This is a genomic window from Martinezella sp. CNPSo 3795, assembly GCF_057784475.1.
On sequence record NZ_JBXSOQ010000004.1, the window covers coordinates 1 to 21,668 of the forward strand.

Annotated in this window: 19 protein-coding genes; 11 read left to right on the forward strand and 8 right to left on the reverse strand. The window is 57.2% G+C overall.

Annotated elements, in window-relative coordinates; all coding sequences use genetic code 11:
- Positions 1-798 (forward strand): sugar phosphate isomerase/epimerase family protein (locus tag AC13QY_RS13390; RefSeq protein WP_488493584.1); only part of this gene is annotated, 798 nt, incomplete at its 5' end.
- Between the two features lie 92 nt (positions 799-890).
- Here AC13QY_RS13390 and AC13QY_RS13395 read toward each other — a convergent pair.
- The 3 genes from AC13QY_RS13395 to AC13QY_RS13405 form a co-directional block, all read right to left on the reverse strand.
- Positions 891-1,097 carry a hypothetical protein gene (locus AC13QY_RS13395; RefSeq protein ID WP_069612588.1) on the reverse strand — a complete coding sequence of 69 codons (207 nt, stop codon included), beginning with the start codon at positions 1,095-1,097 and terminating at the stop codon, positions 891-893.
- 308 nt (positions 1,098-1,405) lie between these two features.
- Positions 1,406-1,702 (reverse strand): hypothetical protein, encoded by a 297-nt coding sequence (locus AC13QY_RS13400; protein ID WP_069612587.1) that lies wholly within the window; start codon positions 1,700-1,702, stop codon positions 1,406-1,408.
- A 131-nt stretch (positions 1,703-1,833) separates the two neighbouring features.
- A complete protein-coding gene (locus AC13QY_RS13405) occupies positions 1,834-2,802 on the reverse strand; it encodes a polysaccharide lyase family 20 protein (protein WP_113351925.1) in 969 nt (322 codons plus the stop codon).
- A gap of 334 nt (positions 2,803-3,136) precedes the next feature.
- Here AC13QY_RS13405 and AC13QY_RS13410 point away from each other — a divergent pair, with 334 nt between their 5' ends.
- Positions 3,137-4,297, forward strand: a complete 1,161-nt coding sequence (locus tag AC13QY_RS13410; protein WP_186450296.1) for a GumK N-terminal domain-containing glycosyltransferase — start codon at positions 3,137-3,139, stop codon at positions 4,295-4,297.
- A gap of 4 nt (positions 4,298-4,301) precedes the next feature.
- Here AC13QY_RS13410 and AC13QY_RS13415 read toward each other — a convergent pair whose 3' ends face one another.
- Complete coding sequence (locus tag AC13QY_RS13415) at positions 4,302-5,810, reverse strand: oligosaccharide flippase family protein (protein ID WP_488493585.1); 1,509 nt, start codon at positions 5,808-5,810, stop codon at positions 4,302-4,304.
- Positions 5,811-5,882: 72 nt separating this feature from the next.
- Between AC13QY_RS13415 and AC13QY_RS13420 the strand changes: the two genes are divergently transcribed.
- Both AC13QY_RS13420 and AC13QY_RS13425 read left to right on the forward strand, forming a co-directional pair.
- The gene (locus AC13QY_RS13420; protein ID WP_488493586.1) at positions 5,883-6,842 is read left to right on the forward strand and encodes an ATP-grasp fold amidoligase family protein; all 960 of its coding nucleotides are present in this window, start codon (positions 5,883-5,885) and stop codon (positions 6,840-6,842) included.
- A 59-nt stretch (positions 6,843-6,901) separates the two neighbouring features.
- Positions 6,902-7,390, forward strand: coding sequence for a heme-degrading domain-containing protein (locus AC13QY_RS13425; RefSeq protein WP_113332860.1), 489 nt, complete (start codon positions 6,902-6,904; stop codon positions 7,388-7,390).
- A gap of 42 nt (positions 7,391-7,432) precedes the next feature.
- On the opposite strand, the gene AC13QY_RS13430 is transcribed toward AC13QY_RS13425, so the two are convergent.
- A complete protein-coding gene (locus AC13QY_RS13430; RefSeq protein WP_488493587.1) occupies positions 7,433-8,689 on the reverse strand; it encodes an AGE family epimerase/isomerase in 1,257 nt (418 codons plus the stop codon).
- Between the two features lie 268 nt (positions 8,690-8,957).
- On the opposite strand from AC13QY_RS13430, the gene metH reads away from it, so the two are divergent.
- On the forward strand, positions 8,958-12,734 hold the full coding sequence (gene metH, locus AC13QY_RS13435; protein WP_488493588.1) for a methionine synthase: 3,777 nt from the start codon (positions 8,958-8,960) through the stop codon (positions 12,732-12,734).
- 130 nt (positions 12,735-12,864) lie between these two features.
- Here the strand turns inward: metH and AC13QY_RS13440 are convergent, their stop codons facing one another.
- Positions 12,865-13,629 (reverse strand): GntR family transcriptional regulator, encoded by a 765-nt coding sequence (locus AC13QY_RS13440; protein ID WP_145632591.1) that lies wholly within the window; start codon positions 13,627-13,629, stop codon positions 12,865-12,867.
- The gene (locus tag AC13QY_RS13445; RefSeq protein ID WP_113351929.1) at positions 13,626-14,510 is read right to left on the reverse strand and encodes a glucosamine kinase nucleotide-binding domain-containing protein; all 885 of its coding nucleotides are present in this window, start codon (positions 14,508-14,510) and stop codon (positions 13,626-13,628) included. Before AC13QY_RS13445 ends, AC13QY_RS13440 begins: the two co-directional genes overlap by 4 nt.
- A 545-nt stretch (positions 14,511-15,055) precedes the next feature.
- On the opposite strand from AC13QY_RS13445, the gene AC13QY_RS13450 reads away from it, so the two are divergent.
- The 5 genes from AC13QY_RS13450 to AC13QY_RS13470 all read left to right on the forward strand — a co-directional run bounded on the left by AC13QY_RS13450 (position 15,056) and on the right by AC13QY_RS13470 (position 20,395).
- Positions 15,056-16,315 carry an ABC transporter substrate-binding protein gene (locus tag AC13QY_RS13450; RefSeq protein WP_113351930.1) on the forward strand — a complete coding sequence of 420 codons (1,260 nt, stop codon included), beginning with the start codon at positions 15,056-15,058 and terminating at the stop codon, positions 16,313-16,315.
- Between the two features lie 196 nt (positions 16,316-16,511).
- Positions 16,512-17,465: a carbohydrate ABC transporter permease gene (locus AC13QY_RS13455; protein ID WP_113351931.1), complete on the forward strand. Its 954-nt coding sequence runs from the start codon at positions 16,512-16,514 to the stop codon at positions 17,463-17,465.
- A 12-nt stretch (positions 17,466-17,477) separates the two neighbouring features.
- Positions 17,478-18,317: a carbohydrate ABC transporter permease gene (locus tag AC13QY_RS13460; RefSeq protein ID WP_113332865.1), complete on the forward strand. Its 840-nt coding sequence runs from the start codon at positions 17,478-17,480 to the stop codon at positions 18,315-18,317.
- Positions 18,314-19,378, forward strand: coding sequence for a Gfo/Idh/MocA family protein (locus AC13QY_RS13465; protein ID WP_113351932.1), 1,065 nt, complete (start codon positions 18,314-18,316; stop codon positions 19,376-19,378). Before AC13QY_RS13460 ends, AC13QY_RS13465 begins: the two co-directional genes overlap by 4 nt.
- A 12-nt stretch (positions 19,379-19,390) precedes the next feature.
- Positions 19,391-20,395, forward strand: a complete 1,005-nt coding sequence (locus tag AC13QY_RS13470) for an ABC transporter ATP-binding protein (protein WP_113351933.1) — start codon at positions 19,391-19,393, stop codon at positions 20,393-20,395.
- A gap of 66 nt (positions 20,396-20,461) precedes the next feature.
- Here AC13QY_RS13470 and AC13QY_RS13475 read toward each other — a convergent pair whose 3' ends face one another.
- On the reverse strand, positions 20,462-21,067 hold the full coding sequence (locus AC13QY_RS13475) for a TetR/AcrR family transcriptional regulator (protein WP_113351934.1): 606 nt from the start codon (positions 21,065-21,067) through the stop codon (positions 20,462-20,464).
- Positions 21,068-21,187: 120 nt separating this feature from the next.
- Between AC13QY_RS13475 and AC13QY_RS13480 the strand changes: the two genes are divergently transcribed.
- Entirely contained in the window at positions 21,188-21,634 is a 447-nt protein-coding gene (locus tag AC13QY_RS13480) for a tautomerase family protein (protein WP_113332869.1), read from the forward strand.
- The last annotated feature ends 34 nt before the right edge of the window (positions 21,635-21,668 follow it).

Genomic DNA, 21,668 nt, shown 5'->3' on the forward strand with positions numbered 1-21,668 from the left:
CGGGCACTTGGCTCGACCTATCCTTATAAGCCCGCCGATCAAGCATATCCGGCACGTCAGCCGACATATGGGAAGGGCACGATCGAATTGATCGATGTGCCGCAACAATGCGCCGATCGCGGCATCTTTCGACTTGAGATCTGCTCCTTCCATTTGCCGAGCCTTCTTCCCGACTATCTCCGTGATTTTCGGAAGGTCATGGAGGAGGCTGGCGTCAAGCTTCAGACACTGCTCGTTGAAGAGGGAGATCTCAGTAATTCTGAAACCGCCCAGCGCGATGCCGAATGGATGGCAGGATGGATTGACGTTGCTGTGGCTCTCGGAGCTGAAAACATGCGCGTGATTGCCGGAAAGGCTCTGCCGACAGATTCGGCTTTGACGCTTGCGGAGACCCATCTGCGGCGGCTGGCTGAATTGGCTGCCGCAGCGGGAGTGCGTCTCGTCATCGAGAACTGGTTCAACCTGTTACCCGGACCGACGGAGGTCAATCGGATTCTCGATGCTTTGCACGGCAAAGTCGGCCTCAACGGTGATTTCGGCAACTGGGAGCGGGACGGCAAATACGAGGATCTCGCAAAGATCATGAGCCGGGCCGAACTTTGTCATTCAAAGGGGCGTTATTCAGCAACGGGTCTTGATGCAGAGGATTATGTCCGCTGCATTAGGCTTTCCAACGCGGCTGGCTATCAAGGTCCTTTCACGCTGATCTACGACTCTACATATTATCAGGATGAATGGTCCGGAATTCTCGAAGAGCGAGACTGTATCGCTAATGCCTTCAAAGAGAATGCGGCATAAAACAGTGGTCACTACCGCCGCATTTTTCGATACGTTCCCTGGAGAAATTGTGCTCGGGTTTTAGATGCAAAGCTGGATGTCCGGGCGAGGCATCAATGAAAATCGTAGTCATGCAATGCGCCAAGCAACTGATCTTGTGTTTGATAGCCGGCATTATAGAGATCTATGGCCAGATTGGCTGCCGACAGACCTTCCTGACTTTGTAATTTAATACTGCGTTCGGCACACCATGCAAAAAGTGCGCCTGCGAGAACATCGATGTCATCGGGGTAAAGCGGCGCATTGACCATCATAGACATTCGCTACACCATTCATTGCTGGAGCTTGGCATCGGGTGAGTGAAGCGAACACTGCTTGGGTTTTGGAAATTTGCAACCGAGTTCATCGCGCGACGTTAACGGCAGCCTGATATGGGACAGGCTGCGTGTGTCTTAACGTGACACAGGTCTATTCTCGGGCACATTATTGCCGATTTTGATGTCCGCCGAGCGGCGCAACGGGAGGGACAATCTTCACCGCTGTATCGTGGGTGCAACAAACAAGAGGACGCCGAGCGTAATCGCCAGCGCCACTAAGAGGGACAAAACCAGCCTTGGCCGAGAAGGCATCATTGATGGATTGGGTGCGACGCCTTAACCGCGGCCTCAATCAATTCCTCGGCGTATAAAAGTGCCGATGCCGTATCGTCGCCGTCAAGTTTCAAGTCCTTGCATTTGCGATGCATCGCTCTGCGGATCTGGGCCAGCAAGGCCGCATCGATATCGACTTCACCTTCGTCGAACACATGTGTCAGCGCAGACTGGGCGACAATTTCCAGGACCGCAACTCGCCCTTCAATTTCACCTAGTGAGGGTATTGCATTCCTCTTCACATGCTGTTTGCAATCGCGATGGGTAGTAAGCATTTCGGTCACCTCCTTCACGAAGGAAGATAACTATCGAGAAAGGAAAAAGTTCGGCCATTTCTCAAAAAAAGCGCACGCTCGGGATGTGGGTCGCTCAATTGATCTAGAGGCACGCATCCTTGGCAACCTTGTCACTTGATAGGGCAAAGGCTGGGATCCGATAATACATCGGCGCAGTGGGGTGAGCGGCGAAAATCATCATAGTAAAGCGTCCATACTGTTGTATCGGCGGCGCGATAAGGGCCGAATTTGAAGTATTGATTCTTTCCTAATCCGTGATCGGCATGTCCTATGTGACCTGTAACTGTAACGATCCATTTGTTGTTAGCGAATATCTCAATATGGCCAGAACCATCGGGGCCGGGTTTGCTGTAAATGGCAAAATCGATCCAGCCTGATGTCGGCGCTGGTAGCTTGTTTCCGCGATTTATTACTTTTATGGCATCTGTGCAGCCTGTAAATTCTTGTCCGTCGGATACGCCCCAGTTGTCGTCGGTGGCCACCAATGCGCGCATTTGATTGGTGTCGGGACGGAACCAGACCGGCGCTTCGTCATCGCTGCAGGCTTTGCCGTTGCTTTCGGGCTTGTGTTTCTTGATGGGAGCAACGTAGTTGGTTTCAACGGTTGCGAAGAGTTTGCCATTATTGAGCCGCAGTGCGAGGAAGGGGCTGAAATCCCCTTTGGCGTTCGGCCCGATTTCTCGCTTCCATTGCGCGATAAGGTAGCGATGGTCGCCTGAGGGTACGGGATCGGCGAATTTTACGGCAAAACCGTACCAAACCCCCTGGTCGTATGGAACGCGATACTTTGTGCGCTCCCATATTTCGGCTCTCTCGCTGCAGTTCGCCTTACCCGGCGGGCAGAATGGTCTGACGCTCAATTTCAATGCGCCGGTTCCAGAATGCTTGACTTCCGATTGAAATTCGATCGTTCCGGCCCTTTGCTCGAAGTTGTCGCGATAATAAAGATGGCCAGAGGGGGCGAAATCTGTGCCGTCGAAACCATCACGCAGCACCATTTGTGAGGGGCTATCGGCCAGAACCGGTGTTGCGGCGCAGGTGCAGGCCAGTATGGCGGGCAGTGCGTACTTTGCATTCATGCTGGGCTATTCCTGTGGCGAGACATTCGTAAAGCTTTATCAATGACCTGTTCGCTTCCCACAGGCAAGCGAGAGCCGTGTTACTTTAAAAGGCCGGGTTGATGACCCACTGTTCAATTCTGATCAATTCCAGGCGAGCTGCAGCCTATGAATGTGATGATTGATGATACAACTTTAACCGCATGTTAGGCGCTTGCGGTTCATATCCCGCGGAATTGGGCTTTGGTTGCGGCTATCAATGCCCCGGACATGACTGTTCGTCGCTGCGACCTCATCGATGTTTGAATGTCGGTCATGACATAAACCGGCTGAGGGTCGCTGTTGGGGACCGCCTTTGGCAAATGGTGAACTAGAGCTGGGCAGCCGAGAGGCGCAGCTACGACGAAAAATCGTGATCTTGACGTCGCATGCGTTTTTGCGCGGCTACCGCAAGGCGTCAATTCACTTCATTGCATCCCGCTGGGCCGAGCAGGGGCATGAAGTCCATTTTCTCACTATCGGCCACAGCTGGCTCACTTTGCTTAAGGATCGCCGGCGCTTTCGTGCTTTGTCCCAAGATCAGGCAAACCGGTTTCAGACCATCGCTGCTAATTTGAGAGCCGGCGCATGTCTCCCTCCACTACATGCTTTCAGTTCCGGTAACCGTTTTATCAATGCAGTTAGCCCCGCGCTATTTTGGCTCTATGGCAGCTTTTTCCCTCCCTTTGCGCGCCGTGCTATAGCCGACGCAGATCTAGTGCTGATTGAGAGCGGTTCCGCTCTGGCTTTCTTGTCCAAGGTCAAGAAAATAAATCCAAGGGCGCGGATTTTGTATTTTTGTCGCGATCTACTGAGAACCATCGGGGCTGCCTCGGCGCTACAGGATATCGAAGTTCGGCAGATCGCCCACTTTGATGCGATTTGCGTTCCTTCACAGCGGCTGGGTGCCATGCTCCCCCCTGGCGGGCGTGTGCGTACTATCCCGCAAGGCGTTGATGCGACTCTGTTCGATCGCGAACTGCCATCCCCCTATACCCCCGGTAGCCGCAATGCAATTTCCATCGGCAATATGCTTTTTGACCAAACTTCCGTCGCCGCGATGGCTGCTGCCGCGCCGGATGTGAATTTTCATGTTTTTGGTGCCACATGGAATGGCTGGGCCCGACCGAATGTCACCATCTACGGCGAAAGGGACTTTGAGAGCATCATCCCTTACGTGCAACATGCTGATTTCGGTATTGCTCCCTATCGCTTGACCGCGGATGAGGTCTATCTCGCGGAATCGAGCCTGAAACTCGCCCAATACAGCTATTGTGGTCTGCCGATCCTGTTACCTGACCTCGTACCCTTTACCCGCACCAACGGGATTGCCTATCGATTGGATGGCGAGGTCGCCTGGCGAGAAAAGATCGACGCAGCGCTGGCGATGCAGCGTTCGGCGGCTTTCCGCGATGGAATAATGACCTGGGACGAGGTTGCGCGGCAAACTCTGGCTGCCGCATACGAAGCCCAATAATCGCTCAGCCGGGTACAAGGAAGCTTAGCAATCTGCCAGCGAAAAGACGTGATACGCTCGGCAATCTTCCACCAGCCGTCGTCATCAGAATTTGTACGTCTTCGGTCGTAATCAAGCGTAAGAAACGAATAGCCAACAGATAGGTAATTGCTCCAGCGGGAATGGCGCTTAAAAGTGCCGGTAGCCCATCGAGACTGTAAATGCCGAGGCTTGCTGCACCCGCACAGAGAGCTGCCGCAAGAACCGTTTTCGCCAACGCAGTCAAAGGGACTGTGACGCCGACATATTTCCGGGCCATCCAGCAAAGCAACACAAACGTCAATGTCACGGTCATCGCGCGAGCTAGAGCCGCGCCTTCCAGGCCGAGGGATGGCACGAAAGCGATTAGCAAGAGTATCGTTGCTACAGCGCTTGTAATCTGCACGCGTAGCACAATGGCGCTTCGTCCAGCTGCACTGATGATACCCCAGGGGACCACGGACATGCCGGCAAGCCATACGAAGGCTAGCAGTGTGGTTGCAGCCGGCACGGCGGGCTCGAAAACATCGCCGAAGATCGTCGGCAAAAGCTCAGGCATGATGGCTGCGCCACCCATGCTGATCGGCAGCATGACCAGGGCGACTATGCGGATGACGCGCCTGTAAGCTGCATTGAGAGACTGCGGATCGCTTCTTGCGTGAGCTTCGGTGAAGTTGACGATTAATGCCGGCGATATCTGGAGCATGATCTGTTCGATGAGACCGGCCAGACCGAGTCCGGCAGCGAAGTAGCCGATACTGGTGGGAGAAAGAAAGATGCCGAGAAAAAGGAATTCAATGCGGGAGAGGATGAGGATCTCGATGAGATCGCTGAACCAGATGTACCGGCCATAGCGCAACAGTTCCGGCGATAGATTTTTCCGCGAGTGTCTTGCGGTGGGGTGGACATAGTCGCGCAATTTCAAGGCTTGCGGTAGGTAGCGGGCGATATAGCCGATTAAAGCTCCCGTCGGGCCTAGCAACCAGGCTCCGATGAATACAAGTGGGACCTGCATAGCCCCACCGAGCAGGGTAGTGCGGGCGGTCTGCCCGAACCGGTTTCTTCCGCGTGCCACGGCTGTGGAAAATGCGTAGAACGCATAACTAAGAAAGAGGAGCCCGGTGACCAGCCAGAAGCACGCATGCCATGCATCGCGATAAGCATAGGTGATCGCGGCAAAGAGAAGAATCCCTATACTGACCATGCTGACCGATATAAGGAAACTGCGGAGCGCAGTGACGACCAACGCCTTCCATGCATCACCATCGTCCGCGTGACCGCCCGCATTGCGCAGCAGGGTCTGAGGCAGGCCCATGTCGGCCAATGCTGCAGCTGACGTTGCAATCCATAATGCGTAGGCGACGTTGCCAGACCCCGCAGGACCGAGCAGGCGGGCTGCGATGATGCTGCTCGCAAAGCCCGCGGCAAGCGAGATGAGCGTCGCCGCCAAGCTAATCAACGAGCTTCTTAGGAGATTGGGTACGAACGCGCTCATGGCTATCTATCTTGAAGGCTTACGCATAACCTTGTGTTAAAGGGCGGCTGATAGTTTTCACTTGCTTTCTAGTTGAAATTCGAGACCGTCACCATGATAGATCGAGCCGCCGATCAAGATGGATTTCTCATCCCGGGATATCTGCAGAAGGGATTGCGCGAGCGCGCGCATAACCTTCTCTGGCGGCTCATGTCGCCTTTGCCCGATAAGACCTATTGTGCGCTTAAGTATCGCGCCATTCGCGGCAAATTCCCTAATTTGTCATCTCCTCAAACCTTTACCGAGAAGGTACAGGCGCGCAAATTATACGATCGCAACCCTCTCTTTCCGCGCCTCGTAGACAAGGCCGATGCGAAAGGGTTGATTGGAGAAAGGGTTGGCAGCCAATATGTTATCCCGACGCTTTGGATTGGGAACGATCTAGCCTCCGTGGATTGGTCAGGGATTTCGTTGCCGGCCGTTGTGAAGCCAACCCATGCGAGCGGTGTGGGGCGATTTCTCTACGGTGAAGCCGACGTCGATCGTCTCCTTAAGAACGATCCGTCCGGCGAGTGGCTGGCAATCAACCATGCCCGTTACAACAGAGAGTGGGCTTACAGCCAATTAGAGCCTCGTATTCTCATCGAAAGCATGCTGCTCGTTGATGGGCGAGTTCCGTGGGACTACCGGTTCTTCGCATTTGGCGGGAAGGTCTCGCATATCGAGATCGACATACGCGAAAATGATCGAGGCTATTCGTGCAACTACACTCCCGACTGGCAGAAGCTGCCGTTCTATGACCGGGATTATCTCGGTCTCTATCCAGGCGAAGTAGCCCGCCCGTCGCGGCTCGAGGAGATGATTCACGTCGCTGAAACGGTCGCTCGCGATATCGACTTCGTTCGTGTCGATCTCTATGCGTCGACAGAGTGGGTCCGCGTCGGGGAGCTGACCTTCTATCCAGGCGGAGGTTTCGAGGCATTCGAGCCGGATGAATATGACTTCTCAATCGGTCAGAAGTGGCAGCTTGGCTTCGAAATACCGAAGAGATAGGTGGACAAATCATTCTCTGCGCGTTTGATAGGCCGATCAATTTTTAAAGAAGGTTTTCCATGACGATCGACCAGGACCTTGCTCGAATCGAGTTGCAAGAGGAAACGCTGCGTTTCGATGCTTTTGACCTTTCGACCGCTTGGGTGCTCGGCAAGCTGTTGCGCGACCTCGCCAGCGAGCGCAACATGGGTGTTGCTATCGATATCACGCTTCATTCCATGCCGGTTTTCTACATAGCTTTGCCCGGTTCGACGCCCGACAACTCCAACTGGATCCGTCGGAAGCGCAACATGGTGCTGCGTTACTTCCGAAGCAGCTACGCCAGCACGTTGCGGCTGCAGCAGCAGGGCAAAACGATCGAAGACAACGGGCTTTCCAGCACCGAATATGCTGCGTCTGGTGGCAGCTTTCCGATCTTCGTCAACGGCACGGGCTGCATCGGCGCCGTCACCGTTTCTGGGCTGCCGCAGCGGGAAGACCATAATCTCGTTGTCGAAGCCTTGGCTCTCACTCTCGGCCACGAGCTTCACAATCTCAGCCTCGCATAGAGCGGCGAGGCGGCGCACGTCGATCGGGCGCCGCCGCCGATTTTAGATCTTGCCGCCAGCCTCGGCGATGACTTTGGTCAAGCTTCCCGTTGCCGGGAAGAGGGAGATGAGGCATGCCTGCAGGGCGTGATAGATGTCGCCCTTGCCCGGGAACAGCGTGTGAGCAGGAACGAGATCTTCCGTCAGTTCCTCATGCCAGCCGCCATTGGCACGATCGATAAAGGCCTGGCCGATTACGCTCCAGATCTTGCGGTAGCTTTCTTCGTGGAAATCGCTCGGGACGTGTTCATTCAGATAGTGGGCCGCACCGGCACCCTCGCATGCAGGCCACCAAAGCTTGTTGCGCTTTGCCGGCACATCTTCCCAGTCGAGCGTATAGAAGAATCCATTCTTCTTATTGTCCCAGCCGAGTGACATGGATTGGGAGAAGAGACCCTTGGCTGCTTCCGGCATCCAGTCATGACGCTTTTCCCCCAGCGTCCAGAGTTGCAGGATGAGACGCGCCCATTCCAGCCAGTGCCCTGGCGTCGTTCCCGATGGACGGAACATCTCGTTGCCGCGGTAATTCTTGTCGAGCACCCAATCGGCGTTGAAGTGTTCGGCAACGCGCCAGCCGACGGATCCAGCCGAGCGGCGAATGACGAGATCGGCGATACTTTCTGCTTTTTCGAGATATGTCTTGTCGCTGGTCGCTTCGAATGCGGCCATCAGGGCTTCCGTCAGGTGCATGTTGGAGTTCTGGCCGCGATAGGTGCCTCCGTCGATCAACGACCAATCTCGATTGAATTCCTCGGCAATCGCTCCGTGCTTCGCTTCCCAGAACTTAGTATTCAGAATTTCCGTGACATCTGCCAACATGCCATCGGCCAGTGGATGGCCGATCGTCTTTGCGGATGAGGCAGCAAGCAGCACAAAAGCGTGGCCGTAGCCCTGCTTGCTGGAATCGACGGGGCCGTCATTGTTCAGCGACCAAAAGTAGCCACCATGCTCCGTGTCGCGATGATGATTCCATAGATAGTTCATGCCGTGGTCGACAATTTCGTTTGCGCCGGGACGACCGAGCAACGACCCGATCGAGAAGCAGTGCACCATGCGGGCGGTCGAATGAATGCCGCGCACGGGATTTGCCTTATCCAACGGCTTGCCGGCATCGTCCATGTCGTAGAAGCCGCCTTTGGGATTGACGGCGCGGTATTGGAAGAAATCGAAAAGCGCGTCCGCTTGATCAAGCAGCCAACGCCGATGGTAGGCGCGCGTGCTCCAGTTTCCGAGCGCTGCGGGTTCAACCTGTATGTTCATGCCGTCCTCCATGGATTCTTTTCCTGACGCCGTATAGCGCCGCCCGAAAGCGCTGTCATGGCGTTATGGACGAAACTGTGTCGTCGGCACTGCGTTGTCCATGGTCGGATCGGCAATTAGCCCATGGTGCGGTTATTTTCCTGAAACGGCCGGAAGGATGGACGCATCGTTCTTGCTATCGAGTGGTTGAAAGCATACATATGTTGACATAAAGATATCTTTATGTGATCTGATTGTGAAGTCGCAATCTGGCCCGAGGAGTTCGCTTATGTTTGACAATCTTTTTGGTTCGGGAACGGCGAAGCGCGACGGCAGCGAGGTGTTTGAGGCCTTGCGAAAGGCTGCGAGCGAGCGAATCCTCGTGCTTGATGGCGCCATGGGCACGCAGATTCAAGGCCTTGGCTTTGACGAAGATCAGTTTCGCGGTCATCGTTTCGTCGGCTGTGCCTGCCACCAGAAGGGCAACAACGACCTTCTCATTTTGACCCAGCCCGGTGCGATTGAAGAGATACATTATCGCTACGCCAAGGCGGGCGCCGATATTCTGGAGACCAACACCTTCTCATCCACCAGCATCGCGCAGGCGGACTACCAGATGGAAGGTGCGGTCTACGACCTCAACAAGGAGGGCGCGGAAATTGTGCGCCGAGCGGCGATCCGCGCAGAGCGTGAGGATGGCAAGCGCCGCTTCGTTGCGGGCGCCATCGGTCCGACCAATCGGACCGCCTCCATCTCTCCCGATGTCAACAATCCTGGCTATCGTGCGGTTACCTTTGATGATTTGCGTCTTGCCTATGGCGAACAGATCGATGGCCTGATCGATGGTGGTGCCGATATCATTCTGATCGAGACGATTTTCGATACGCTGAACGCAAAAGCGGCGATCTTTGCCTGCGAAGAGCGTTTCGACGCCAAGGGCATCCGTTTGCCCGTCATGATTTCAGGCACCATCACCGATCTTTCCGGGCGCACGCTGTCCGGTCAAACGCCGTCAGCCTTCTGGAATTCCGTGCGCCACGCCAGCCCCTTCACGATCGGCCTCAATTGTGCGCTTGGAGCCAATGCCATGCGACCGCATCTGCAGGAGCTTTCCGCGGCCGCGGACACCTTCATTTGCGCCTATCCTAATGCCGGATTGCCGAACGAATTCGGTCAGTATGACGAGACGCCCGAGATGATGGCCGCTCAGGTCGAGGAATTCGCCCGCGAAGGTCTGGTCAATATCGTTGGTGGCTGCTGTGGCTCCACGCCCGAGCATATTGCGGCGATCGCTCAGGCGGTTTCGAAATATCCGCCGCGCCAGCTTGCCGAACATCGGCCGTTCATGTCGCTCTCCGGTCTCGAGCCGTTCGAGTTGACCAAGGACATCCCGTTCGTCAACGTCGGCGAGCGCACGAATGTCACCGGTTCGGCGAAATTCCGCAAGCTGATCACCAATGCCGATTATACGGCGGCGCTTGCCGTTGCTCGCGACCAGGTCGAGAATGGTGCGCAGGTCATTGACATCAACATGGACGAGGGCCTGATCGATTCTGAAAAGGCGATGGTAGAGTTTCTCAACCTCATCGCCGCCGAACCGGATATTGCCCGCGTTCCGGTCATGATCGACAGTTCGAAGTTCTCGATTATCGAGGCCGGCCTGAAATGCGTTCAAGGCAAGCCGATCGTCAACTCCATTTCGCTGAAGGAAGGCGAGGAGAATTTTCTCAAGCAGGCTCGATTGATGCGCATGTACGGCGCAGCGGTCGTCGTCATGGCCTTCGATGAGACAGGTCAAGCTGATAGCTACGAGCGCAAGGTCGAGATCTGCTCGCGTGCCTATAAACTGTTGACGGAAGTGGCGGGCCTGTCGCCGGAAGACATCATCTTCGATCCGAATATCTTCGCCGTTGCGACGGGTATCGAAGAGCACAACAACTACGGTGTCGACTTCATCGAAGCGACGAGGACGATCCGCCAGACGATGCCGCTCGTTCATATTTCCGGCGGTGTCTCAAACCTGTCCTTCTCGTTCCGCGGCAACGAACCCGTTCGCGAGGCGATGCATGCCGTGTTCCTCTATCACGCCATTCAAGCGGGTATGGACATGGGCATCGTCAATGCCGGGCAGCTTGCCGTCTATGACAATATCGATCCGGAACTGCGGGAAGCCTGCGAGGACGTCGTGCTCAACCGCCGTCCGGACAGCACAGAGCGTCTGCTTGAGATTGCCGAACGCTTCCGCGGTTCCGGCAGTAAGGAGGCCAAGGCACAGGATCTTTCCTGGCGCGAATGGCCGGTGGAGAAGCGGCTCGAACATGCATTGGTCAACGGCATTACCGAATATATCGAGGCCGATACAGAGGAAGCGCGCCAGGCTGCTGAACGGCCGTTGCATGTCATCGAAGGCCCGCTGATGGCCGGCATGAATGTCGTTGGCGATCTCTTCGGTTCGGGCAAGATGTTCCTGCCGCAGGTGGTGAAGTCCGCCCGCGTGATGAAGCAAGCAGTTGCCGTGCTGCTTCCCTACATGGAGGCCGAGAAGCTCGCCAATGGCGGCGACGGAGAGAGGAAGTCGGCCGGGAAGGTGCTGATGGCGACCGTCAAGGGTGATGTCCACGACATCGGCAAGAATATCGTCGGGGTCGTGCTCGCCTGCAACAATTATGAGATCATCGATCTTGGCGTCATGGTGCCGGCGACGAAGATTCTCGAAACTGCGATCGCAGAGAAGGTCGATATTATCGGTCTGTCGGGGCTCATCACGCCGTCTCTGGACGAAATGGTGCATGTCGCTTCCGAGATGGAGCGGCAGGGCTTCGATATACCGTTGTTGATCGGTGGCGCTACGACGAGCCGCGTCCATACCGCGGTGAAGATCCATCCCGGTTATCACCGGGGGCAAACCGTCTATGTTACGGATGCGAGCCGTGCCGTTGGCGTCGTATCCGCTCTGCTATCGCAGGATGCGCGGCAGGGCTATATCGATACCGTTCGGGCTGAGTATTCCAAGGTCGCGGCCGCCCACGCGCGCAGCGAGGCGGAGAAGGTGCGCCTGTCGATCGCAAGGGCGCGCGAGAATGCCGAGAAGGTGGAGTGGTCTGATTACAAGCCGGTCAGACCGCAGTTCTTCGGAACCAAGGTGTTCGAAAGCTACGATCTTGCCGAATTGGCTAAATATATCGACTGGACCCCATTCTTCCAGACTTGGGAGCTCAAGGGACGTTTTCCGGCAATTCTCGAAGACGAGAAGCAAGGCGAGGCCGCACGCCAGCTTTACAGCGATGCGCAGGCGATGCTGGAAAAGATCATCGCGGAAAACTGGTTCCGCCCACGCGCCGTCATCGGTTTCTGGCCGGCGGGCGCGGTCGGCGACGATATCAGGCTGTTCACCGACGAAAGCCGCAACGAGGAGCTTGCAACCTTCTATACGCTGCGGCAGCAGCTGTCGAAGCGGGACGGTCGTCCGAATGTCGCGTTGTCGGATTTTGTGGCGCCGGTTTCCAGTGGTGTCGGCGATTACGTCGGCGGTTTCGTTGTTACGGCCGGTATCGAGGAGGTGGCCATTGCCGAACGCTTCGAGCGCGCCAATGACGATTATTCGTCGATCCTCGTCAAGGCACTGGCCGACCGCTTTGCCGAAGCGTTCGCCGAGCGGATGCATGAGCGGGTGCGTCGAGAGTTCTGGGGCTATGCCGCGGATGAGAATTTTACGAGCGAGGAGCTCGTTCAAGAAGCCTATGCGGGCATCCGTCCAGCACCGGGCTATCCGGCGCAGCCCGACCATACCGAGAAGGATACACTTTTCCGCCTGCTGGACGCCGAAGCGGCAACGGGCGTAAAGCTCACGGAAAGCTATGCGATGTGGCCGGGTTCTTCCGTTTCGGGCATTTATATCGCTCACCCGTCTTCCTACTATTTCGGTGTCGCCAAGATCGAGCGCGATCAGGTCGAGGACTACGCTGCCCGCAAGGGCATGCCCGTGGGCGAGGTGGAGCGCTGGTTGGGTCCGGTTCTCAATTATGTGCCGGAGAAGCGCGAGGCCGCGGTCGACGACGCAGCCTGACCGCGAGTCATGTCAAAGACTTGCCGAGTTTAGCTTAGAATTTGATTCTATATAAAAGCGCCACCTCAGCCATTCGGTTGGGGTGGCGCTTTTTTTGATTCTGGGATTTTTACGGTCTTGCAGACGTAAGCTAATTTGCGCCAATCGTCAGTTCCGCGACGAAATCATAGGCGTCGCCGCGATAGAGCGACCGGGTGAATTCCACTGCGCGGCCGGAACCGAGATAGGAGATGCGCTCGATCGAAAGGCCGGCAGCGCCGACGGGAACGCCGAGCAAGCCCGCATCGGCCTCCTTCATGTTGGTCGCGGATATGCGCTGCACCGCGCGAACAGGGCGCACCTGACGCTTTTCCAGCTCTGCGTAGAGCGATGTGGTCACGACAGACGGATCCGGCAGGAATTCGCCGGAGACGCTGGCATGCTCGATCGCCAGTGGCTGGTCGTCGGCAATGCGGAGACGGCTCAGCCGCGATACCTTCGTGTCGGCGGCAAGGCCGAGGATCATCATCTCATCCGGGGAGGGCGTGTGGATGCCCTTATGCAGCCATTCGGAGCGAGCTGTCATCCCGCGCCGCGCCATGTCCTCGGTAAAGGATGTCAGCTGCGACAGCCGCTGCTCCACCTTTGAAACGGGTTTTGCGACGAATGTGCCCGAGCCGTGGCGGCGGACGAGTACGCCTTCGGCGACGAGGTCGTCGATTGCCTTGCGGACAGTGACGCGGCTGACCGCAGCAAATTCGGCAATGTCACGTTCCGGCGGCAGTGCATCCCCATGCTTCAGCCTCCCGACCTTCACTGCCTCCTCAAGCGTGCGGCGCAGCTTGACGTAGAGCGGGCCTGTGCCGCCCACGGAAAGGCGCTCCGGCGAGAAGATTGCACTCAAATCTTCGGTCATGCCCTGTTTTCCTCTCCGCCCCGCAGCAGTTTTGCTGCCAGTTCCACGGCGCCGCGCAAGACATCGCCCTTGGGTTCGGCGAGAATCGCCTTGTGACGTTCGTCGAGCCAGGGACGATAAGCCTGAGCGACGCCGCCGAGAAGGCAGATCGAAGGGCATTCCGGCCAAAGCAGCGCATCCAGGCTTTCGGTTATCGATTTCGCTGCAGTTCTCACGATGTCGATGGCGACTGCATCCTCCATGCCGGCATATTCGAAGATAACAGGCGCATAGCGGGCAAAATCCTTGGGCTTGGAGGCGTGCGCAAATTCGACGATCCGTTCGGGATCATTGCCGTATTCCGCCATGATCGATGCCGTCAGCGCTGAGCCGGGTGTCACCCGGTCATGAGCCAGAAGCGCTTTTTCGAGCAGATCGCGACCAAGGCGTGCGCCGCTTGCCTGATCGCCGACGACAAACCCCCAGCCGCCGATGCCCCAGCTTTTGCCGCCGCGGCGGGCATTGTAGACAGAGCCGGTGCCAAAGGCGCCGATAACGCCATCGGCGTCGCCAAGCGCGCCTTGAAGGGCAATGGTTGCATCGGTGACAACACGCGTGCTCGCAAAGGGCAGGGCGCCTTCGACCTGCTTACCATAATTGCCGACATTGGCCCCGGCGGTTCCGATAATGGCAGGCAATTCCCGCAGCAGTTCAGGGGCGAGGTTCGCATCGATCAAGGCCTGCTTTGCCGAGGCGACGATATGTATCAGCGAGTTTTCCAGATCGGAGAGGATGTTCGCCGCGCCGGCTTTGCCGGTGCCGAGCACCTTTCCCGCAGCGTCTATGACAGCCGCCCTGCAACTCGTGCCACCGCCATCGATACCAATTGCAAACTGCCCCATCACGCCTCCGGATGCCGCCTGTTCCCCGTTTTTCCATACAATACCAAAAAAATACCATTTACCAATAGGCAAGGCAGGCATTTTTGATTGTTTTTATCCCATTGAATTGCCTTGTTAAATTAATGAGCTCCAATCTTTTTGTATCCGAAAGTCAAATTCGGCTGGACAATTGGTATTTTTTTGGACTTAATTCGGTCCAAGGGAACAGTGCGAACGGACATCGGCAAAGCCGGCAGAAAAACAACAGCCGGTAAGTGAGGCGGAAGGGCGCGCATCTCGTCGTTGCGCCAGGCCGTTAGGGATCAGGAGGATCCCGTTTTGACGTTCGTCATAATTTTCCCGCGTGGTTCTTGCTGTGTCTCCGTCTAGTGGCGGCGACGGCAATTGATTGGGCTGATCAGGCGCAAAGCCTCTGAAGCCTTTTGCATGGAGGGGTCGGCAATATTGGCGGTCCCTATGGAGCGCTGACCGTCTCCTCGGACAGGCCAGCGGATTTTCAGATCGAGAACAGCGCCTTGCTATGGCGCGGAAAACAGGAGAGGGAAATGAAAACCAATGTTCTGAAAGGCTTGCTTCTCGCATCGAGCCTGCTGACTTCTGTCAGCCTGGCGCATGCGGCCGATGTGACGCTGACGGTTGAAAGCTGGCGTAACGACGACCTGCAGATCTGGCAGGAAAAGATCATCCCGGCTTTCGAGGCGAAGAACCCGGGGATCAAGATTGTCTTCTCGCCGACGGCTCCAACCGAATACAACGCATCGCTGAACGCCAAGCTCGATGCCGGTTCCGCGGGCGATATCATCACCTGCCGTCCGTTCGACGCCTCGCTTGACCTCTTCAACAAGAAGCATCTTGTCGATCTGACCAAGCTGAAGGGCATGGAAAACTTCTCGGCTGTTGCCAAGGCTGCCTGGTCGACCGATGATGGCAAGTCGACCTTCTGCGTGCCGATGGCTTCGGTCATCCACGGGTTCATCTACAACAAGGACGCTTTCGACAAGCTCGGCCTGAAGGTACCGACGACGCGTGACGAGTTCTTCGCCGTTCTCGACAAGATCAAGGCTGATGGCACCTACATTCCGATGGCGATGGGCACGAAGGACCTCTGGGAGGCCGCTACCATGGGCTACCAGAACATCGGCCCGAACTACTGGAAGGGTGAGGAAGGCCGCAAGGCCCTGATCGCGGGCAAGGAAAAGCTGACGGATGCTCCGTGGGTCGATCCCTACAAGGAACTGGCCAAGTGGAAGCCCTATCTCGGCGACGGCTTCGAAGCGCAGGGCTATGCCGACAGCCAGAACCTCTTCACGCTCGGCAAGGCTGCGATCTATCCGGCCGGCTCCTGGGAAATTGCTCTCTTCAACACCCAGGCGCAATTCAAGATGGGCGCCTTCCCGCCGCCGGTCGCAAAGGCTGGCGACACCGCCTACATCTCCGACCATCCGGATATCGGTGTCGGCCTGAATACGAAGAGCAAGCACCAGGAAGAAGCCAAGAAGTTCCTCGACTGGGTCGCTTCCGACGAGTTTGCAACCATCTATGCCAACTCGCTGCCGGGCTTCTTCAGCCTGAACTCGCATCCGGTGAAGATGAGCGATGCGCTCGCCCAGGAATTCGTTTCCTGGCGTGACAATCACAAGTCGACGGTTCGTTCCACCTATCAGATCCTGTCGCGCGGCACGCCGAACCTGGAAAATGAGACCTGGACCGAATCTGCAAACGTGATCAACGGCACGGACACTCCGGAACAGGCTGCCGAGAAGCTCCAAAAGGGCCTCGACAGCTGGTACAAACCAGGCAAGTAAGCATCGCATGATGTGGGCGAGGGGCCTTTCAGGCGCCTCGCCCTTTTCATTATCTTGAGTAATTGGCGATTATTTCGCCGTTACATTCGACACGCCTGATGTCGCTTCCATCCGGCCAGAGAGCCGGGGCAACGGGCGGATTTGAACCTTTGCACTGCCGTCTCATCAGGCAGCCAAGAAAAACAGGCAGAAAGCCATGAGCGACGCCGCGACATCAGACGCCCTTGACGTAACGCCGATCAGGCGCTCCAAGCGCTGGCACATCCTCGTTTTCCTTTTCCCGGCCTTTGTCGTCTATACGGCGGTCATGATCCTGCCGCTGATCGAGACCTTGCGGCTGTCGCTTTACAATGTCGTCGACAATCAATCCGTCTTCGTCGGCCTGAACAATTTCAAGGTCCTGTTCGGCGACGATCGCTGGTCGCATGATTTCTGGAGTGCGCTGCGCAACAACCTGATCTTCTTCGCCATTCATATGTGCGTGCAGAATCCGATCGGTATTGCGCTGGCGGCACTCCTGTCGCTACCGAAGCTGCGCTTCGTCGCCTTCTATCGCACGGCCATCTTTCTGCCGACGCTGCTGTCTTTCGTCGTCGTCGGCTTTATTTGGAAACTGATCCTTTCGCCGCTTTGGGGCGTAGCGCCCGAGCTGCTGAATGTGATCGGCCTGAAGTCATTTTTCGCGCCTTGGCTCGGCAGGCCGAGCACTGCCCTGATTACCGTGGCTCTTATTTCGGTCTGGCAATATGTCGGCATTCCGATGATGCTGATCTATGCCGCGCTGCTGAATATTCCCGAAGAGGTTATCGAGGCGGCCGAATGCGACGGCGTCACCGGCTGGAGCCAGTTCTGGAAGATCAAGCTGCCGCTGGTGTTGCCGGCGATCGGCATCATCTCGATCCTCACCTTTGTCGGCAATTTCAATGCGTTCGACCTGGTTTATACCGTACAAGGCGCCCTGGCGGGGCCGGATGGCTCGACCGATATCCTGGGTACGCTGCTTTATCGCGTTTTCTTCGGCTTCCAGCTGCAGCTCGGTGACCGCTCGATGGGCGCGACGATCGCGACGGTGATGTTCCTCATCATCCTGGCCGGCGTTTCCTTCTATCTTTTCATCGTACAGCGGCGCATCCGTCGCTACCAGTTCTGAGGAGCGCGACCCATGTCCAAGGCACGCACTTCCACCCTTCGCACCGGCCTCGTGCATCTGGCGCTCATCGCCTATACGCTCGTAGCCATCTTTCCGGTGTTCCTGACCGTCATCAATTCGTTCAAGGATCGCGCCTCGATTTTTCGCGCGCCCTTGAGCGTCCCGACGCCATCCTCCTTCAGCATGATCGGCTATGACACCGTTCTGAAGCAGGGGGACTTCCTCACCTATTTCCAGAACAGCTTTATTGTCACGATCGTCTCGATCATCCTGACGCTGCTGTTCGGCGCGATGGCCGCCTTCGCGCTGTCGGAGTACCGCTTCCGTGGCAATACGGTCATGGGCCTTTATCTGGCGATCGGCATCATGATCCCGATCCGCCTCGGCACCGTTGCGATCCTGCAGGGCATGGTGGCCGCCGGCCTCGTCAACACGCTGACGGCGCTGATCCTTGTCTATACGGCACAGGGTCTGCCTCTCGCGATCTTCATCCTGTCCGAGTTCATGCGGACGGTTTCTGACGACCTGAAGAATGCCGGCCGCATCGACGGCCTCAGCGAATATGCGATCTTCTTCCGCCTCGTCCTGCCGCTGGTTCGCCCGGCGATGGCGACGGTTGCCGTCTTCACCATGATCCCGATCTGGAACGATCTTTGGTTCCCGTTGATCCTGGCGCCGAGCGAGGCGACAAAGACGGTGACGCTCGGATCGCAAATCTTCATCGGCCAGTTCGTCACCAACTGGAATGCGGTGCTGGCGGCGCTGACGCTCGCTATCCTGCCGATCCTCATCCTATACGTCATCTTTTCGCGTCAACTCATTCGCGGCATTACCTCCGGAGCAGTCAAGTGAGCCTATCTGAAAAGCCGATCCGCGTTCTCGTTGCCGGCCTTGGCAATATGGGCCGCAGCCATGCGCTGGCCTATCACAACAATCCGGGCTTCGAGATCGTCGGCCTCGTCAACCGCTCCAAGCGGGAGCTGCCCGAGGAGTTGCGGGGATATACGGTCCATCCGGATTTCGAGACGGCGTTGAAGGAGCTGAAGCCGGACCTCTGCTCTATCAATACCTATTCCGACAGCCATGCCGATTTCGCCGTCATGGCCTTCGAAGCCGGCTGCCACGTCTTCGTCGAGAAGCCGCTGGCCACGACGGTCGAAGATGCCGAGCGTGTGGTCGCGGCGGCAAAGAAAGCCGGCAAGAAGCTGACGATCGGCTATATCCTGCGCCATCATCCCTCGTGGATGCGGTTGATTGCCGAAGCGCGCAAGCTCGGCGGCCCCTATGTCTTCCGCATGAATCTCAATCAGCAATCGAGCGGTCCGACCTGGGCGACGCACAAGGCGCTGATGCAGATGACGTCGCCGATCGTCGATTGCGGCGTGCATTATGTCGACGTCATGTGTCAGATCACCGATGCCAAGCCCGTCGAGGTGCGCGGCATGGGCCTGCGGCTGACGCAGGAGATCAAGCCGGACATGTATAATTACGGCCATCTGCAGGTGATCTTCGAAGACGGTTCCGTCGGCTGGTACGAGGCCGCCTGGGGTCCCATGATCTCGGAGACGGCCTTCTTCGTGAAGGATGTCATGTCGCCGAACGGCTCGGTTTCGATCGCCATGGATCAGAACGCCAAGTCCGACGATATCGACATGCATACGAAGACATCCGTTATCCGGCTGCATAGCGCTGAAACGGGACCCGACGGCCAGTTCATCCGGCCGGATCAGGACTTGCATATGGACGGCGAACCGGGTCACCAGGAACTGTGCAACTTCGAGCAGGCCTTCATGCTGAAGGCCATCCGCGAGGATCTCGACCTCAATCGTCATATGACTGATGCCGTTCAATCTCTGCGCATATGCCTCGCCGCCGATGAGAGCGTGCGCACCGGCAAGCCCGTTTATCTATAAGGACAAAAGACTGTGGGATCGCTTCAACTGAAATCCATCCGCAAGGCCTATGGTACGCATGACGTGCTGAAGGGCATCGACCTCGAGGTGAAGGATGGTGAGTTCGTCATCTTCGTCGGTCCTTCCGGCTGCGGCAAGTCGACCCTGCTGCGCAGCATCGCAGGTCTCGAAGACGTGACCTCCGGTGCCGTGCTGATCAACGGCCAGGATGTGACTGTGACGCCGCCCGCCAAGCGTGGCATCTCGATGGTCTTCCAGTCCTATGCGCTCTATCCGCATCTGACCGTCAAGGACAATATGGGCCTGGGCCTCAAGCAGGCCGGCACGCCGAAGGCCGAGATCGACAGCCGCGTCGAAAAGGCCTCTGGCATGCTCTCACTTGCGCCCTATCTCGCCCGCCGGCCATCGGAGCTTTCCGGTGGCCAGCGCCAGCGCGTCGCCATCGGCCGCGCCATCGTGCGCGAACCGGAGCTTTTCCTCTTCGACGAGCCGCTGTCGAATCTCGATGCGGCGCTGCGTGTGCAGACGCGCCTCGAAATCGCCCGGCTGCATCGCAGCCTGCAGGCAACGATGATCTACGTGACCCACGATCAGGTCGAAGCGATGACGCTTGCCGATAAGATCGTCGTGCTCAATGCCGGTGCGATCGAGCAGATTGGCTCGCCGATGGAGCTTTATAACCGCCCGGCCAATACTTTCGTTGCCGGCTTCATCGGCTCGCCGCAGATGAATTTCATCGAGGCCGAGCGCCTCGGCGAAAGCGGCGCCAAGACCGTCGGCATCCGCCCCGAGCATATCACGCTATCACGCGATCGGGGTGCATGGGCCGCCAAAGTCATCCACGTCGAGCATCTCGGCGCGGACACCATCATCTATCTGGAGTCGGAGACCACCGGTCTTCTCACGGCGCGTCTCTTCGGTGAACACAAATACGAGCCGGACGAAATGGTTTATGCGACGCCGGATGCGAACCAGATGCATCGTTTCGATGTGAACGACAAGGCGATCCGGGCGTGAATGGCCCCACCGAGAGGAGGCAATAGGCTCCGTCTCGGCTGCATCTCGTCCGCTTGAGTTGCATCGTCATTCGCTTTGCGGCCGCGGAGGATCGCCCGCTGTCAGAGCAGCCCGCTCAATGACTTCGGCTATGTGGACGGAAAGGGCGGGGTCGGAGACGGCGCGGGCAAGCGTCAGACCACCGCTCAGCGTAGCGAGAAGAACGATGGCACGATCCTCTGCCGTCGTTTCACCAGAGCTTGTGCTCCCCGGCAGGCCGGCGGCGACATCGGCGATGAGTTTTTTCAATTCCACCGTATAGGCGCGGCGCGTTTCCTCATCGGCACGCATGACATCGGGGGAAAGGCTTGGCAGTGTGCAGCTGTCACCGAGATCGCAAGTCCGCTTGTAGCCGAGGTAAAAGCTGGCGAGCGCCTTCAACCAGTCTTTCGACTGGTTTTGCCTGAGCGTTAGGATCGCTTGGCGCAGCTCTTCCAATCCTTCCACGACGGCGGTGCGAAACGCTTCGCTCTTGGACTTGAAGTGTCCGTAGAAGGCGCCGTTGGTAACGCCGGCCGCTTTCGTCAGTGCATCAATGCCTGCGCCGCCGTAGCCTTCCCTGCGAAAGACTTGCCCTGCAGCAGCGACTACCCGCGTCCGGGTCTCTTCCTTATGTTCGGCGCTGTAGCGCATTGCTATCTCCATAGAGAGCGATCTCTCTTTATTGCTTGCATAGAGAGCGATCGGTATGTATCGTTAAAGAGTGATCGGTATATATCAATTGCCGTCATAGGTCCAACAAGGAGATACCCCATGCCCATTACACTTACCGTGTCCGAAGGACTGCTTTCATCCGAAGCGCAGGCAAAAGCTTTTGCCGGACTTACGGGTGCAGTCCTCGATGTTGCCGGCCTGACCGGGAATGAATTTATGACGGCCAATGTCATCGGCTCGATCAATGTGCTTCCGGCCGCACATGTGCTGGCAGCCGGAAAGCCCGTCGCTGCAGCCTTCATCGAACTCAAGTTGCCCGAAATCGCGCTTGCGACCACCGAAGCCAAGCGCGCTTTCATTGCAAGGGCGACTGATGTCGTCGAGCAGGCGGCCGAAGGGCGGATCAAGCGTGAGCATATCTGGTCGAACATCGTCTATGCGCCTGAGGGTGCTTGGGGCATTGCGGGACAAAGCTACAGCAATGCCGATCTGGTTGGCGCTATTGCGAGCGCCGCAGCGCCTGAGGTTGAAGCTCATCGCGCGTGAGATGAGATAATTGGCATTGATACCGGGCGGCTGC